Origin of the sequence: Streptomyces sp. NPDC048255 (genome assembly GCF_040652415.1) — a bacterium.
Classification (GTDB): Bacteria; Actinomycetota; Actinomycetes; order Streptomycetales; family Streptomycetaceae; genus Streptomyces.
Genome location: NZ_JBEZMA010000102.1, coordinates 1 through 13829, shown reverse-complemented (window position 1 = coordinate 13829; position 13829 = coordinate 1). Strand labels below are relative to the sequence as shown.

Here is a 13829-nt window from a genome sequence, read left to right as displayed (position 1 = left end):
ACAAACGCGACTACATCTTCAACGGCACCCTGGCCACAGCAGCCATCGTGATCTGGCTCCGCGACCTCATCAAAGAGCCATCAGACACGGCCTAGACCAAGGGGCTGTTGCCCCGCAGCCGGGCGACGAGCTCGGCGGGCGCCTTGTCCGGCGAACCGGCGTCGTAGGGCGGCTGGGGATCGTACTCGGTCATCAGCTGGACGGTCTGGGCGAACTCGTCCCCTGCGATCCTGCCGAGCAGGGTGAGGCCCATGTCGATCCCTGAGGACACCCCGGCGGCGGTGACGTACTTGCCGTCGAACACCACCCGCTCCCCGGTGGGTTCGGCCCCGAAGCGCGGCAGCTGGTCCAGGAACAGCCAGTGGCCGGCGGCCCGCCGTCCGTCGAGCAGTCCGGCGGCGGCGAGCAGCAGCGAGCCGGTGCACACGGAGGTGGTCCAGGTGGTGGTGGCGTCGACGGCCCGCAGCCATTCGAGGACGGCCGGGTTCTTCATCTCCACCTCGGGGTGCGGTCCGCCCGGCACGATGACGATGTCGGGCCGGGTCACCTCGCCGAGCGCCTTGTCGGCGACGAGGGCGAGCGCGCCGTTGTCCGTCCGCACGGGCCCGGGCCGCTCGGCCACGAAGACGACCTCGGCGTCCGGAAGCCGGCCGAGCGTGTCGAAGGGCCCGACGGCGTCGAGGGCGGTGAAGCGGTCGTAGAGCAGTACGGCGATCTGCATGGCTCCTCCGGAGCGGTCGATGGGTCTTCTGGTGTCTGGCCGCCTGGACGGCTGTCTGGCAGGCCGGCTGCCTGTGCGGCCGGCCGGCTCTCGGCCTGGGTGGCCCGCTGCCTGTGTGGCTGTCCGGCCGGCTGTCTGTGTGGCCGGCCGGCTAGTGCTGTAGCCGGAAAGGTTTGCCGGGTCGCGTCGTCTGGTGCGGTGCATCGCAAGGCGGAGGATCGCAGCTCGTACTCGGCCGTACTCGCGCGGTCCGACAACGCGGCGAGGTGCCGTGCCAGGCGGCGCGGGCCCGCGAAGATCGCCCGGACAGGGCCTAGGGGGCGTGGGGTGTGCCGAAGCGGCGGCGGTACTCCGCCGGGGGCTGGCCCAGCGTCTTCACGAAGGCGCGGCGCAGTGCCTCCGGTGTGCCGTACCCGCAAGCGCGGGCGACCTGGGCGACGCCCGAGGAGCTCTCCTCCAGCAGGCGCCGGGCGTGCTCCACCCGCACCCGCTCCACGTACCGCCCCGGCGTCACCCCCGTCTCCGCCTGGAAGGCGCGGGCGAAGTGCCGCGGCGAGAGCCGGGCCCGGTGAGCGAGGGCCTCCACGCTCAGGTCCCCGTCGGGGTGCTCGGTTATCCACTGCTGCACGTCCCGCAGCGGCTCCCGCCGGGCCGTCTGCGCCTCCAGCTGCGCGCTGAACTGTGCCTGGTTGCCGGGCCGCCGCAGGAACACCACCAGGTGCCGGGCGATCGTCAGCGCCATGTCCTGCCCGTGGTCCTCCTCCACCAGCGCCAGCGCAAGGTCGATCCCCGCGGTGACCCCCGCCGAGGTGGCCACGGGCCCGTCCCGGACGTAGATGGGGTCCGGCTCCACCACCACGGCCGGATAGTCCCGCGCCATCTGCTCGCAGGCGTTCCAGTGCGTCGTCGCCCGCCGCCCGTCCAGCAGCCCGGCCTCGGCGAGCAGCAGCCCTCCCGTGCACACGGACACCAGCCGCTCCGCGCGCCCCCCGTACGCGCGCAGCCAGTCGGTCAGCCCCGGCTCGAAGTCGGCCGTGTAGCGGCCCCCGGGCACCAGCAGCGTGGTCCCGGGCCCCGGCCGGGCGCTCTCCAGGTCCCCGTCCGGGACCAGCGTGAGCCCGCTGCTCGTACGGACGGGGGCGCCTCCCGGCGACACGGTGCGGATCGCGTACCCGTCCCGCTCCGGGAAGTGGGCCGCGGCGGCGAAGACCTCCACCGGCCCGGTCACGTCCAGGCTCTGCACCCCGTCGTAGAGGACGACGAGCACGTTTCGCAACGACATGACCCCATGGTGTGAGACCGGGCCCCATGGCCGCAATGACGTGCCTCCCACCTTTACTGCCATCCGGGGACACACCGCCGCCCGGATAGGATCGACAAATCATGACTGCAACCCTCGTCGCCAAGAAGCTCACCGCCGCGCACGGTGAGCGCACGCTCTTCGCCGATCTCGACCTCGTCGTCGCGCCCGGCGACGTCATCGGTCTCGTCGGCGTCAACGGCGCCGGGAAGTCCACCCTGCTGCGGCTGCTCGCCGGGCTGGACACTCCCGAGACCGGTGAGCTGCGGCTCTCCCCGCCCACCGCCGCCGTGGGCCACCTCCCTCAGGAGCCGGAGCGCCGGCCCGCCGAGTCGGTACGCGACTTCCTGGCCCGGCGCACCGGCGTGGCCGCCGCGCAGGCGGAGCTCGACGAGGCGACGCAGGGCTTGGTGGACGGCACACCCGGCGCGGACGACGCGTACGCCACCGCGCTGGACCAGTGGCTGAACCTCGGCGGGGCCGACCTCGACGAACGAGCCGAGGAGGTCGCCGCCGAGCTCGGTCTCACCGTGGGCCTGGACCTCCCCATGACGGCGCTCTCCGGCGGCCAGGCCGCCCGCGCGGGCCTCGCCTCGCTGCTGCTCTCCCGCTACGACGTCTTCCTGCTGGACGAGCCCACCAACGACCTGGACCTGGACGGCCTGGAGCGGCTGGAGCAGTTCGTCAAGGGACTGCGCGCGGGCACGGTCGTCATCAGTCACGACCGCGAGTTCCTGACGCGCACCGTCACCAAGGTCCTCGAACTCGACCTGGCCCAGCAGCAGATCAACCTCTACGGCGGCGGCTACGACGCGTACCTGGAGGAGCGCGAGCGGGCCCGCAACCACGCCCGCGAGGAGTTCGACGAGTACGCGGGCAAGAGGTCCGCCCTCGAAGGCCGGGCCCAGATGCAGCGCAACTGGATGGACAAGGGCGTGCGCAACGCCCGCCGCAAGGCGAGCGACAACGACAAGATCGGCAAGAACCTGCGCGGCGAGTCCAGCGAGAAGCAGGCCGCCAAGGCCCGCCAGACGCAGCGCGCGATCGAGCGGCTGGAGGTCGTGGACGAGCCCCGCAAGGAGTGGGAGCTGCGCATGGAGATCGCGGCGGCCCCGCGCTCCGGCTCGGTCGTCGCCACCTTGCGCGAAGCGGCCGTCAAGCGGGGCGACTTCACCTTCGGCCCGGCCAGCCTGCAGATCGACTGGGCGGACCGGGTGGCCATCACCGGGGCCAACGGCGCGGGCAAGTCCACCCTCCTCGCCGTCCTGCTGGGCCGGCTGGCGCCGGACTCCGGCTCCGCCACCCTCGGCTCGGGCGTGCTGATCGGCGAGGTGGACCAGGCCCGCGGCCTGTTCCTGGGCGACGAGCCGCTGCTGGAGGCGTTCTGCGCGGCGGTCCCGGACACCGAGCCGGCCGAAGTCCGCACCCTGCTGGCGAAGTTCGGCCTCAAGGCGGCGCACGTCCTGCGCCCGGCGGCCACCCTCTCCCCGGGCGAGCGTACCCGCGCGGCCCTGGCCCTCCTCCAGGGCCGCGGGGTGAACCTGCTGGTCCTGGACGAGCCCACCAACCACCTCGACCTCCCGGCGATCGAGCAGTTGGAGTCGGCCCTGGAGGCCTACGAGGGCACGCTCCTCCTCGTCACGCACGACCGCCGCATGCTGGACGCCGTCCACGTGACCCGCCGCCTCCGGGTCGCGGACGGCAAGGTCACCGAGCTCTAGGGGGCGGCTTGACGTCCCGAGGTGCCGACCTGCTCGTGCGGGACTAGCCTTTGTGGGTGAGAGCCGCAACCGCGGAGCACGCCCCCATGGCCGGAGTCCCGCGTCGGCAGGGTTTGAGCCTCTGACGCGTGTCTGCTTCGGAACCCATGTGGCGACTGAGCCCCCTTGTGGCAGGAAAGGTGCTTCCGCACCGTCCCGCGGCTCTGCATCCGATCCGCGCTGCGCATTCTGCTTCTGCGGCCGCGGTTCCGCGCCCTCACGCCTCGAAGAGGTGCGGGGAAGCGGAGGAAAGGGAATTCCCATGCATGCACAGAGAGCGAAGCGCCTCTTCGTGGCCTCCGCTGCCGGTCTCCTGATGGCCGGTGGGGCCGCGCTCGGCACGGCCGGCACCGCCTCGGCGGCAGCCCCGACCCAACCGGTCAGCTACGTCACCGGCGGCGGCTGCGGCGATGGCGGCGGCGGTAACGGCTACGGCGGGCATCACAGCGGCTGGGACGACGATGACGACGACTACGGTTACGGAGGACACGGCCACGGCCGAGGACACGGCCACTGATTCGTCCCCTTCACTGCACACCGTGCGCGGACCCGTCACCGGGCCGCGCATCGGTCTGCCGCGGTAGCCTCAGCGCCCGCGCTCGTCCGGCCGGTCGGCCGGAGCGCGCCGGGTGCGGGCCATCTTGCGGGCCACGAAGGTGCGCGGGAGGTGGCGGGCCGCGAAGGCGTAGGCGCGGTAGCGGCCGCCGGTGATGCTGACCGGGCGGCGCAGCGCCAGATCGCGCAGGGCCCGGTCCACTACGGCGTCAGGCTCCAGCCAGACCGCGTCGCGCAGGGAGCTGACGTCCATCCCCGCCCGCTCCTGGAACTCGGTGCGGGTGAAGCCGGGTACCACCGCCAGGACCCGGACCCCGTACGGCTCCATGTCCACGCGCAGCGACTCGCTGAAGGCCGTCACCCAGGCCTTGGCGGCCCCGTACGTCCCGGTCGGCAGGAGCCCCGCCACCGAGGAGACGTTGAGGACCGCGCCCCGGCGGCGCTCGCGCAGGCCCGGCAGTACGGCGTGGGTGAGCCGCAGCGGCACCTTCACCAGCAGGTCGAGCATCCGCTCCTCGTCCTCGACCGGGCTGTAGGGGAAGGGCGCGGGCAGTCCGAAGCCCGCGTTGTTGACGAGTATGTCCACGGGCCGGGCCCGGTCGGCGAGCCGCTCGGCGACCGCCGCGCAGTCCCCCGCGTCCAGCAGGTCGGCGGGCAGCACCTCGGCGGCCGTGCCGAACTCCCGGCCGAGGGCCTCGGCGACGGCGTCGAGGCGGTCCTTGTCGCGGGCGACGAGGACGAGGTCGCAGCCCTTGGCCGCGAACCCACGGGCGAAGGCAGCGCCGAGTCCGGCACTGGCCCCGGTGATCAGAACGGTGGTCAAGGGGTCACTTCCTGGTGCTGTCGGGCAGGTCATGGGGCGAAGGCCGTGGTGGTCGGCGAGGCGTAGGCCTGGGCCACGTCCACGAGGAAGCGGGCCTCGTCCTCCAGGCCGCTGCCCTCGGCGGAGGTCTGGACGGCGGCGGGCAGGGTCAGGGCGGCCGCCCCGCCCGCCTGACCGGGCCGGCCGGCGAGCTTCGCCTCCCGGGCCTCCTTCAGTACGCAGGCCAGCGCGGCCGCGGACCGCCGCTGCTCGGGCACCCCGTGCCCGGTGACGTGGCCGCGGGCGAGTTCCTGGACGCCCGGGGCGACGTACTCCCCCAGGATCAGGATCGCGTCGCGGGTCTCGATGACCTTGCGGTAGACCAGCAGGTTGCGCGGGACCGGCGGCCACAGCAGTTCCACCACCCGGCCCGCCCGAGGCTTGTTGAGGGCCACGTGCGGTACGGCCTGGACCAGGTCGCGCCACAGCGGCCAGAGCCGCCACGCGGTGGCGATGTCGGCGGTGGTGCGGCGCAGGGTGAACAGGGTCGGAACCAGGATCGCGGCGGCGCGCAGCAGCCCGTGGAGGTTCATCAGGAGCGGCAGGGCGGGCATCGCCCAGGTGCTGCCGAAGAGGGCCTTGAGCAGGTACGCGAACCAGAACAGGCCGGCCAGCGCGGTGCCGAGGCCGAACAGCCGCAGCCCGGCGGCCAGGCCCCGGCTCTCGGTGCGGCGGCTGTAGCGCCAGCACAGGGCGACGCAGACGGTGTTGGCGATCACGTGCGCGGAGATCAGCACGAGCCAGTACGCGAGGGAGGGCACCGGGTCGCCGGCCGGCGGCATGGTGTGCGTGCCGTGCCCGGGCGCTGTCGCGTCCAGGACCAGGAGCGCGGTCAGCCAGGCCACCGTGGCGATCCAGGAGGCGAGCTGGAGCCTGCGGCCGCGGGTGGCGGCGGCCACGAAGTAGAGGACGGCGCCCGCCGACAGCACGCCGATGAGGTTGCGGACGAGGCCCACGGTGTGCGAGTAGTGCGGGTCGCGCATCGCGTAGGTGACGACGGCGGGGAGGTTCAGGGTCATCGCGGCGGCTGCGGTGGCGACGGCGAACCACAGGCCGCGCTGCTGCGGGGAGCGCAGGGCGGCGGGGGCGCGGAGCAGGACCGCGATCCACAGGCACACCACGCTGGGGACGGCGAGCCAGTCGCCGATGGCGGTGAGTTCAGCCCCCATGGTTCCCCCGCTCGGTGCGCTCGTGGCGCTCGTGGCGCGCATGCCGCTCGACGCGCTCGTGGCGCTCGTGCCGCTGGTAGCCCATCGCGGACTCCAGCCGGGCCAGGGTGTCCCCGGCCCGGACGGGCGACTGCGGGGTGGAGTTCGCCGTACGGATGCGGATCATGCTGGCGAGCATTTCCGCTTCCTGCTCCTGACGGGTGGTGTAGTTGGTGCGCCCGAGGACGACGGGGGCGTCTCCGTCCACCTCCTCGCCCTCCAGGGAGTGGTGGCCGAACAGGATGTGGCCCAGCTCGTGCAGGACGATGTGCTCCCGGTGCAGCGGGGTGGTCTGCGCCTCGTAGAAGACGTAGTCGACGCTGGCGGTGCCCACCCACAGGCCGCAGACGCCTGACTCCGCCGCCTCCTTCGGGAGCGGGTGGAGCCGGATGGGTCGGCCGCGCTGCTCGGCTATGCGCTGGCACAGCCCGTCGAGCGAGAAGGGTTGAGTCAGATCGAGATGGCCGAGAATGTTCTCGCACCTCTTGCGCAGGCTGAGTTGCGGGTGGGGCATGTGATCCCTCTTCGGACCCTTTCTCGGGCAGCGTCGGTAGGCGTGTGTGGGCATGGGCATGACGTCCTGTGCCTTCAAGGCGGCCTCGGGGAAATGCGGTCCTGAGGGAGGAAAGCGGAAGCCCGTTCGCCGGAAGACGAACGGGCGTTCCATCATGCCTACAGATCTTGTACGGGAGTTGGCAAGGCACTCCCGCCCCCGGGGTGCCTATTCGGCCATTCCGCAGGTGGACCCCGGCGCGCCGGGTGACCGCAAAGGGTCGCTCACGAGGGCCTCAGCACCTGTCCACGACACCCCGGGACACCCCCTAGCGCTTGCGGCGCTCCTCCGGGCCGGTGAGGCCGGCCCGGCGCAGGGCGTCGGCCATCGCGCTGTTGGCGGGCGCGGCGGCCGGGGCGGAGCCGCCGCCCTGCCGCTGGCCCTGGCCGCCGCCCTGCCGCTGGCCCTGGCCGCGCTGACCGCCCTGGCCCTGACCCTGGCCCCGCTGCTGCGGCGGACGGGCGCCGCCGCCCCGCCGGTCCTGCCGGTCCTCGCGCTGCCTCGGCGCGCCCGCGCCGCGCTCCGCCCCGGCCTCGTCCTCCAGCCGCAGGGTCAGGGAGATCCGCTTGCGCGGAATGTCCACGTCCATGACCTTGACCCGGACGATGTCGCCCGGCTTGACCACGTCGCGGGGATCCTTGACGAAGTTCTTCGACAGGGCCGACACGTGGGCCAGGCCGTCCTGGTGGACGCCGATGTCGATGAACGCCCCGAAGGCGGCCACATTGGTGACCACGCCCTCCAGGATCATCCCGGGGGCCAGGTCGCCGATCTTCTCCACGCCCTCCTTGAAGGTGGCCGTCTTGAAGGCGGGGCGCGGGTCGCGGCCCGGCTTCTCCAGCTCGCGCAGGATGTCGCTGACGGTCGGCAGACCGAAGGCCTCGGTGACGAACTGCTCCGGCCGCAGGGAACGCAGCACCGAGGTGTTGCCGATCAGGGCCGCCACCTCACCGCCCGCCGTCTTGCCCATGGCGCGGACCACCGGGTAGGCCTCGGGGTGCACCGCCGAGGAGTCCAGCGGGTCGTCCCCGCCGCGGATCCGCAGGAAGCCCGCGCACTGCTCGTACGCCTTCGGGCCCAGCCGGGCCACGTCCTTGAGGCCCTTGCGGCTGCGGAAGGGGCCGTTGGCGTCGCGGTGGGCCACGATGTTCTCGGCGAGTCCGCCGCTGATGCCCGACACCCGCGACAGCAGCGGGGCGGAGGCCGTGTTGACGTCCACGCCGACGCCGTTCACGCAGTCCTCGACCACCGCGTCGAGCGAGCGGGAGAGCTTCACCTCGGACAGGTCGTGCTGGTACTGGCCGACGCCGATCGACTTCGGGTCGATCTTGACCAGTTCCGCGAGCGGGTCCTGGAGGCGGCGGGCGATGGAGACCGCGCCGCGCAGCGACACGTCCATGCCCGGGAGTTCCTGCGAGGCGAAGGCCGAGGCCGAGTACACGGAGGCGCCGGCCTCCGAGACCATCACCTTGGTGAGCCCCAGCTCGGGGTGGCGGGTGATCAGGTCCCCGGCGAGCTTGTCGGTCTCGCGGGAGGCCGTGCCGTTGCCGATGGCGACCAGCTCGACCGCGTGCTCCTTCGCGAGGCGGGCGAGCTTGGCGAGGGACTCGTCCCACTTGTTGGCGGGCACGTGCGGGTAGATCACGTCGGTGGCCACCACCTTGCCGGTGGCGTCCACGACGGCGACCTTCACGCCGGTACGGAAGCCCGGGTCCAGGCCGAGCGTGGCCCGCGTGCCCGCGGGGGCAGCCAGCAGCAGGTCGCGCAGGTTCGACGCGAAGACCCGTACGGCCTCGTCCTCGGCGGCGGCGCGCAGCCGGGTCCGCAGGTCGATGCCGAGGTGCACCTGGATCTTCGTACGCCAGGCCCAGCGGACCGTGTCGGCCAGCCACTTGTCGCCGGGGCGGGCGCGGTCCGCGATGCCGAAGCGGCGGGCGACCATGCCCTCGTAGGTGGACGGGCCGGGGGTCTCGCTCGGCGGCTCCGGCTCCAGGGTGAGGTCGAGGACGTCCTCCTTCTCGCCGCGGAGCATCGCGAGGACGCGGTGCGAGGGCAGGGCGGTGAACGGCTCGGCGAAGTCGAAGTAGTCGGCGAACTTGGCGCCGGCCTCCTCCTTGCCGTCCCGGACCTTCGCGGCGAGCCGGCCGCGGCCCCACATGCGTTCGCGCAGTTCGCCGATCAGGTCGGCGTCCTCGGCGAACCGCTCGGTGAGGATGGCACGGGCGCCCTCCAGGGCGGCGGCGGGATCGGCGACGCCCTTGTCCGCGTCGACGAACGCGGCCGCGGCGGCGGCCGGTTCCACCGACGGGTCGGCCAGCAGGCCCTCGGCGAGCGGCTCCAGACCGGCCTCCCGGGCGATCTGGGCCTTGGTGCGCCGCTTGGGCTTGAAGGGCAGGTAGATGTCCTCCAGCCGGGCCTTGGTGTCGGCCGCGCCGATCCGCGCCGCCAGCTCGTCGGTGAGCTTGCCCTGCTCCCGTACGGAGTCCAGGACCGCAGCCCGCCGGTCCTCCAGCTCGCGGAGGTACCGCAGCCGCTCCTCAAGGGTGCGCAGCTGGGCGTCGTCGAGCATCTCGGTCGCTTCCTTGCGGTAGCGCGCGATGAACGGCACGGTGGAGCCGCCGTCGAGCAGCTCGACGGCGGCCTTGACCTGCCGCTCCCGTACGCCGAGCTCCTCGGCGATCCTGCCTTCGATGGACGTCGTCACGATCGGGTTCCGCCTGCCTTCGTTTGCACTGGAAGGCTGCCAATTGTGGCAGGTGGCGGTGGCGGACCGCGGGAGCCCTGCCCGTCAGGCCTTGCCCATGAGGTCGCGCGGGAAGGCCCCGGCGGTCACGGCCTTGACGACGAGGGCGCCGCCGAGCTCGGTGAGGCGGGACAGGCCGTCCGCGCCGAGGTGCTCGTAAGGCGCCGCGTCGAGGCGGTCGGTGTCGCTCTCCAGCCGCTCGCGCAGGGCGGCGCCCGCCTCGGTCAGCTCGCCGGCGGCGTCGAGCACGCCGCGCTCGCGCAGCCGGCCGGCCGCGGCGTCCAGGTCGGCCTGCGTCCAGCCTCGCATGCCCTTGAGCCACTTCGGGGTCATGCCCTTGCCGGTGGCGGTGTGGCTGACCAGTGCCTCGACCGGGTCCAGGCCGGCCATGAGCAGGGCGGCGAGGTGGCCGTCGCCGCGGTGCTCGCGCAGCAGGGTGGTGGCGTGCCACAGGCGCAGGTGCGGCTCCTGCGGTACGGGCAGGTCGGCGTGGGCCGCGTACAGGGTGCGGGCGTGCCGGGTGCAGCCCTCGGTGGCGCGCATGGCCAGGTCGGCCGCCTCGGCGAGCTCGGGCGACGCTATGGTCTCGGCGCCGAGGAGCCGGCGCAGGCTGCCGTCGGCGGCCCGCAGCCGGGCGGCTAGGGCCTGCTCGGGGGTGGTGGTGTCCCAGACGGCGGGCAGGTGCCGGGCGACGAGGTCGTGGCGGTAGTTGTAGAAGGTGGCGGTGACCGCACCGGCCCCGACGGCGCCCATCGCGGCGGAGCGGTGGGCGAGGTTGACGGCGACGGGGTCGGTGATCCCGAGGGCGGCGAACTCCTTGGCGATCTCCGGCGAGAAGTAGACGGTGGCGTGCAGCGGGTTGATCGCGGCGTGCCAGCAGCGTCGGGCGGCGAGGGGGTGAAGGGTCATGCGCCGCAGGTTACCGACTGTTCGGTACGTCGGGTAGGCCAAGACACCGCGGCGCTGCCGGGCGTACGGACGCGGGGCCGGAACGCCGGCTACGCCGCCCCAGGGCGTACGGACGCGGGCCGGTACGCCCGGTAGGCCCGGGCCGCGCGGCGCTGCCGGGCGTACGGACGCGGGGCGACCGACCCCGGCCGGTCCGGCTCGATCCAGCCGATCCGCGCCGCGCACACGGCTGCCGCGCGGGGGCTGCCCCGGCCTCGCCGGACCCCCGCCGATACGGTGCGCGGACGCCGCCGGGATCGGGGTCCGCCGGCCCCGCCGCAGGCCAGGGGCTACGGCGGCCCGGAACCCGGGCGCCGGCGGGGCCCGACGGACGGGCGCCGCCGCCGGCTCCGCCACCGCGCCGCGCGCAGGCGCGTGACGGCCGAATGGCGATCGTGTGACAGGAGTGGTCGTAGACATGACCTGGGGCGCCGAGGGTGAATACGGTCGAGCGACGAGACCTTGAACCGAGCTGTCTCCCCTACCACTTGGAGTCATCCGTGCACCGCAAAGTCATCGTCCCGGGCGTGCTCGCCGCCTCCCTCCTGCTGGTGATCCCGGCATCGGCGGCGAGTTACGGCCCGGGAGCCCCGGGTATCGGCGACCCCTACTACCCGGCCAGCGGCAACGGCGGATACGACGTGTCCCACTACGACCTGCGCCTGCAGTACCAGCCGAAGACCGACCTCCTGGAGGGCACCGCCACCCTGCTGGCCACCGCCAAGCAGGACCTGTCCCGCTTCAACCTCGACTTCGGTCTCAAGGTCAGCGAGATCCGGGTCAACGGCGTCAAGGCGAAGTTCGCCACCTCCGGCGCCCACGAGCTGGAGGTCACCCCGGCCAAGCCGGTGGCGCGCAACACCCCGCTCAGCGTCGTCGTCAAGTACGCGGGCAAGCCCTCCGAGTTCAAGGTCGACGGCTGGTCGGCCTGGGCGCGCACCCCGGACGGCGGCGTGGCCGCGCAGGAGCCGGATTCGGCCGTCTGGTGGTTCCCCAGCAACGACCACCCGCTGGACAAGGCCACCTTCGACGTGTCCGTCAACGTCCCGGACGGCACCCAGGCCATCAGCAACGGCGTGCTCCAGTCGCAGACCTCGAAGCTGGGCTGGACCCGCTTCAACTGGCGCTCCAACAAGCCGCAGGCCACGTACCTCGCCACCCTCGCCATCGGCAAGTTCGACATCACCACAGACAAGACGGCGAACGGGCTCCCGGTCCTCAACGCGTACAGCAAGGACCTCGGCGACAACGCGGGGGCGGCGCGCGCGAGCGTCGAGCGGACCACCGAGGTGGCGGAGTGGCTGGAGGGGGTCTTCGGGCCGTACCCCTTCAACGCGCTCGGTGGCTACGTACCCAATGTGACCAGCGGCTTCGCCCTGGAGACCCAGACCCGGCCGTTCTACAGCCCGCGCCAGTTCAGCAACGGCGCCAACGTCTCGGTGGTCGTGCACGAGCTGGCCCACCAGTGGTACGGCGACAGCGTGTCCGTCGAGGGCTGGAAGGACATCTGGATCAACGAGGGCTTCGCCCGCTACAGCCAGTGGCTGTGGTCGGAGAAGGAGGGCGAGGGCACCGCGCAGGAGCTCGCCGACTGGGCCTACGCCTCACGCCCGGCCGAGGACCCCTTCTGGCAGGTCAAGCCCGGTGACCCGGGTCCGGAGAACCAGTTCCACGGGGCCGTCTACGACCGGGGTGCGATCGCCCTCCAGGCGCTGCGCAACGAGATCGGCGACGAGAAGTTCTTCCAGATCCTCAAGGGCTGGCCGACCGAGCGCGCCCACGGGAACGCCAAGGTCGGTGACTTCGTCCGGTACGCGGAGAAGGCCTCGGGCAAGCCCCTGGCCCAGCTGTTCGAGACCTGGCTGTACACCCCGGGGAAGCCGGACGCCGCCGCCCTGAACCCCGCGGCGCCGCAGCCGTCGGCCCGTTTGCTCCAGGCCGCGCCGTCCGCCCCGGCCGCCCCGCAGGCGGAGCCGAAGTCGTGGAAGAAGATCGCGGCGACGAACTCGGTCCACGAGCACGACGGCCACTGAGTCCCTCAGCGGGCGGCGCCGCGCCATCGGGCCCGCGCCGCCCGCGCGATGGGCAGGTACCGCAGCCGCTCGGGCAGCAGCGGTACGAGGAGCCGTACGGCCGTGCTGAAGCGGCGGAGCCTGCGCTCCTGGGCCGGGCTCCACTCCAGCCCGATGGCCGCGCGGGCCTCGGGCGGCATGTACCCGACGGTGACGAAGGCCCGCAGGCGCAGGAACGCCGCCCGCAGCACCGGCCAGGTGAGCCGCAGCAGGAGCCTGACGAGGGGCCCGCCGACCTCGGGCCGGGGCAGGGGCACGTCGGTGGCGACCAGTTCCCGGGCGACCGCGGTCGGCTCGATCTCCTCGGCGAGCATCCGGCCCCAGTACTCCCAGTACTCCTCGATGCTCTGCGGCATGTCCCGGTCGTGGATGCCGAGGATCCGGCCGACCTGGAGCCATTCCCCGTAGAGCTGCCGCTCCTGGGCGGGGGTGAAGCGGCGCAGCAGGTAGCGGCCCGCGTACAGGTAGACCGGGAAGCCGGTGGCGTGCACCCAGCCGTAGCAGGCGGGGTCGAGGGAGTGGTAGCGCCGGCCCCGGGTGTCGGTGCCCTGGATCTCCTTGTGCAGCCTGCGGACCCGGCGGCCCTCCTCGACGGCCTCCTCGCCGCCGTACACCCACAGCTGGACGGAGCGCAGCGAGCGCTCGCCGCGGCCCCAGGGGTCGGTGCGGAAGACGGAGTACTGGTCGACTCCGGCGGCGATCGCGGGGTGGGCGACCTGCATCGTGAAGGCGGCGGGGAGCATCAGCAGGGCCCGGACGTCGCCGGCGACGGTCCACAGCACCCCGCCGGGCGGCGGCGGCTCAGGGTCGCCGCGGCGGCCGGTCCGGGGGCGCGTGTCGCCGTCTGCGGGCTGCTCCGTCGTACTCATGTGTCCAGTATGACCGGCTGCGTTCGGGGGTCTCCCCGCGATGTCTCGGTCCGGACAGAAAGTCGCTGCACGGGTGTTACCCAGAGGTAACCGTGGCTGCTTGGATGGCGGAGCCGATCTTCCCCCGCAGGAATGATGGAGTCCCCCATGTCCCAGAGCTCCCCCCGCCGTCACCGCGCCGCCGCCGCTGCCGTCGCGGCGGTCGCCGCCGGCGCGCTGGCCGCCACCAGCGCGCCCG

At 73.1% G+C, this 13829-nt stretch carries 11 protein-coding genes; 3 read left to right on the top strand and 8 right to left on the bottom strand.

Features of this window, described 5'->3' with window-relative positions:
* Window positions 1-91: 91 nt before the first annotated feature.
* Together AB0D94_RS36740 and AB0D94_RS36735 are read right to left on the bottom strand one after the other, a co-directional pair.
* Window positions 92-721, bottom strand: a complete 630-nt coding sequence (locus AB0D94_RS36740) for a DJ-1/PfpI family protein (RefSeq protein WP_362061941.1) — start codon at window positions 719-721, stop codon at window positions 92-94.
* A gap of 313 nt (window positions 722-1034) precedes the next feature.
* Window positions 1035-2003, bottom strand: a complete 969-nt coding sequence (locus tag AB0D94_RS36735; protein ID WP_362061937.1) for a GlxA family transcriptional regulator — start codon at window positions 2001-2003, stop codon at window positions 1035-1037.
* 101 nt (window positions 2004-2104) lie between these two features.
* Between AB0D94_RS36735 and AB0D94_RS36730 the strand changes: the two genes are divergently transcribed.
* Both AB0D94_RS36730 and AB0D94_RS36725 read left to right on the top strand, forming a co-directional pair.
* Window positions 2105-3742, top strand: coding sequence for an ABC-F family ATP-binding cassette domain-containing protein (locus tag AB0D94_RS36730; protein ID WP_362061934.1), 1638 nt, complete (start codon window positions 2105-2107; stop codon window positions 3740-3742).
* A gap of 301 nt (window positions 3743-4043) precedes the next feature.
* Complete coding sequence (locus AB0D94_RS36725; RefSeq protein WP_362061931.1) at window positions 4044-4298, top strand: hypothetical protein; 255 nt, start codon at window positions 4044-4046, stop codon at window positions 4296-4298.
* 69 nt (window positions 4299-4367) lie between these two features.
* On the opposite strand, the gene AB0D94_RS36720 is transcribed toward AB0D94_RS36725, so the two are convergent.
* The 5 genes from AB0D94_RS36720 to AB0D94_RS36700 form a co-directional block, all read right to left on the bottom strand.
* Window positions 4368-5159, bottom strand: a complete 792-nt coding sequence (locus tag AB0D94_RS36720) for an SDR family oxidoreductase (protein WP_362061928.1) — start codon at window positions 5157-5159, stop codon at window positions 4368-4370.
* 29 nt (window positions 5160-5188) lie between these two features.
* Complete coding sequence (locus tag AB0D94_RS36715) at window positions 5189-6367, bottom strand: MAB_1171c family putative transporter (RefSeq protein WP_362061925.1); 1179 nt, start codon at window positions 6365-6367, stop codon at window positions 5189-5191.
* Window positions 6357-6920 carry a hypothetical protein gene (locus AB0D94_RS36710; RefSeq protein WP_362061922.1) on the bottom strand — a complete coding sequence of 188 codons (564 nt, stop codon included), beginning with the start codon at window positions 6918-6920 and terminating at the stop codon, window positions 6357-6359. The genes AB0D94_RS36715 and AB0D94_RS36710 overlap by 11 nt, the downstream gene beginning before the upstream one ends.
* A 307-nt stretch (window positions 6921-7227) precedes the next feature.
* Complete coding sequence (locus tag AB0D94_RS36705) at window positions 7228-9663, bottom strand: Tex family protein (RefSeq protein ID WP_362061919.1); 2436 nt, start codon at window positions 9661-9663, stop codon at window positions 7228-7230.
* 84 nt (window positions 9664-9747) lie between these two features.
* A complete protein-coding gene (locus tag AB0D94_RS36700; protein WP_362061916.1) occupies window positions 9748-10611 on the bottom strand; it encodes a hypothetical protein in 864 nt (287 codons plus the stop codon).
* Window positions 10612-11150: 539 nt separating this feature from the next.
* Here AB0D94_RS36700 and AB0D94_RS36695 point away from each other — a divergent pair.
* Entirely contained in the window at window positions 11151-12683 is a 1533-nt protein-coding gene (locus AB0D94_RS36695) for a M1 family metallopeptidase (protein WP_362061913.1), read from the top strand.
* A 5-nt stretch (window positions 12684-12688) separates the two neighbouring features.
* Here the strand turns inward: AB0D94_RS36695 and AB0D94_RS36690 are convergent, their stop codons facing one another.
* On the bottom strand, window positions 12689-13591 hold the full coding sequence (locus tag AB0D94_RS36690; protein ID WP_362061910.1) for an oxygenase MpaB family protein: 903 nt from the start codon (window positions 13589-13591) through the stop codon (window positions 12689-12691).
* Window positions 13592-13829 lie beyond the last annotated feature (238 nt).

Coding starts and splice junctions, on each gene's coding strand:
- AB0D94_RS36740 (WP_362061941.1), bottom strand. CDS start 721: ATGCAGATCGCCGTACTGCTCTACGACCGCTTCACCGCCCTCGACGCC.
- AB0D94_RS36735 (WP_362061937.1), bottom strand. CDS start 2,003: ATGTCGTTGCGAAACGTGCTCGTCGTCCTCTACGACGGGGTGCAGAGC.
- AB0D94_RS36730 (WP_362061934.1), top strand. CDS start 2,105: ATGACTGCAACCCTCGTCGCCAAGAAGCTCACCGCCGCGCACGGTGAG.
- AB0D94_RS36725 (WP_362061931.1), top strand. CDS start 4,044: ATGCATGCACAGAGAGCGAAGCGCCTCTTCGTGGCCTCCGCTGCCGGT.
- AB0D94_RS36715 (WP_362061925.1), bottom strand. CDS start 6,367: ATGGGGGCTGAACTCACCGCCATCGGCGACTGGCTCGCCGTCCCCAGC.
- AB0D94_RS36710 (WP_362061922.1), bottom strand. CDS start 6,920: ATGCCCCACCCGCAACTCAGCCTGCGCAAGAGGTGCGAGAACATTCTC.
- AB0D94_RS36700 (WP_362061916.1), bottom strand. CDS start 10,611: ATGACCCTTCACCCCCTCGCCGCCCGACGCTGCTGGCACGCCGCGATC.
- AB0D94_RS36690 (WP_362061910.1), bottom strand. CDS start 13,591: ATGAGTACGACGGAGCAGCCCGCAGACGGCGACACGCGCCCCCGGACC.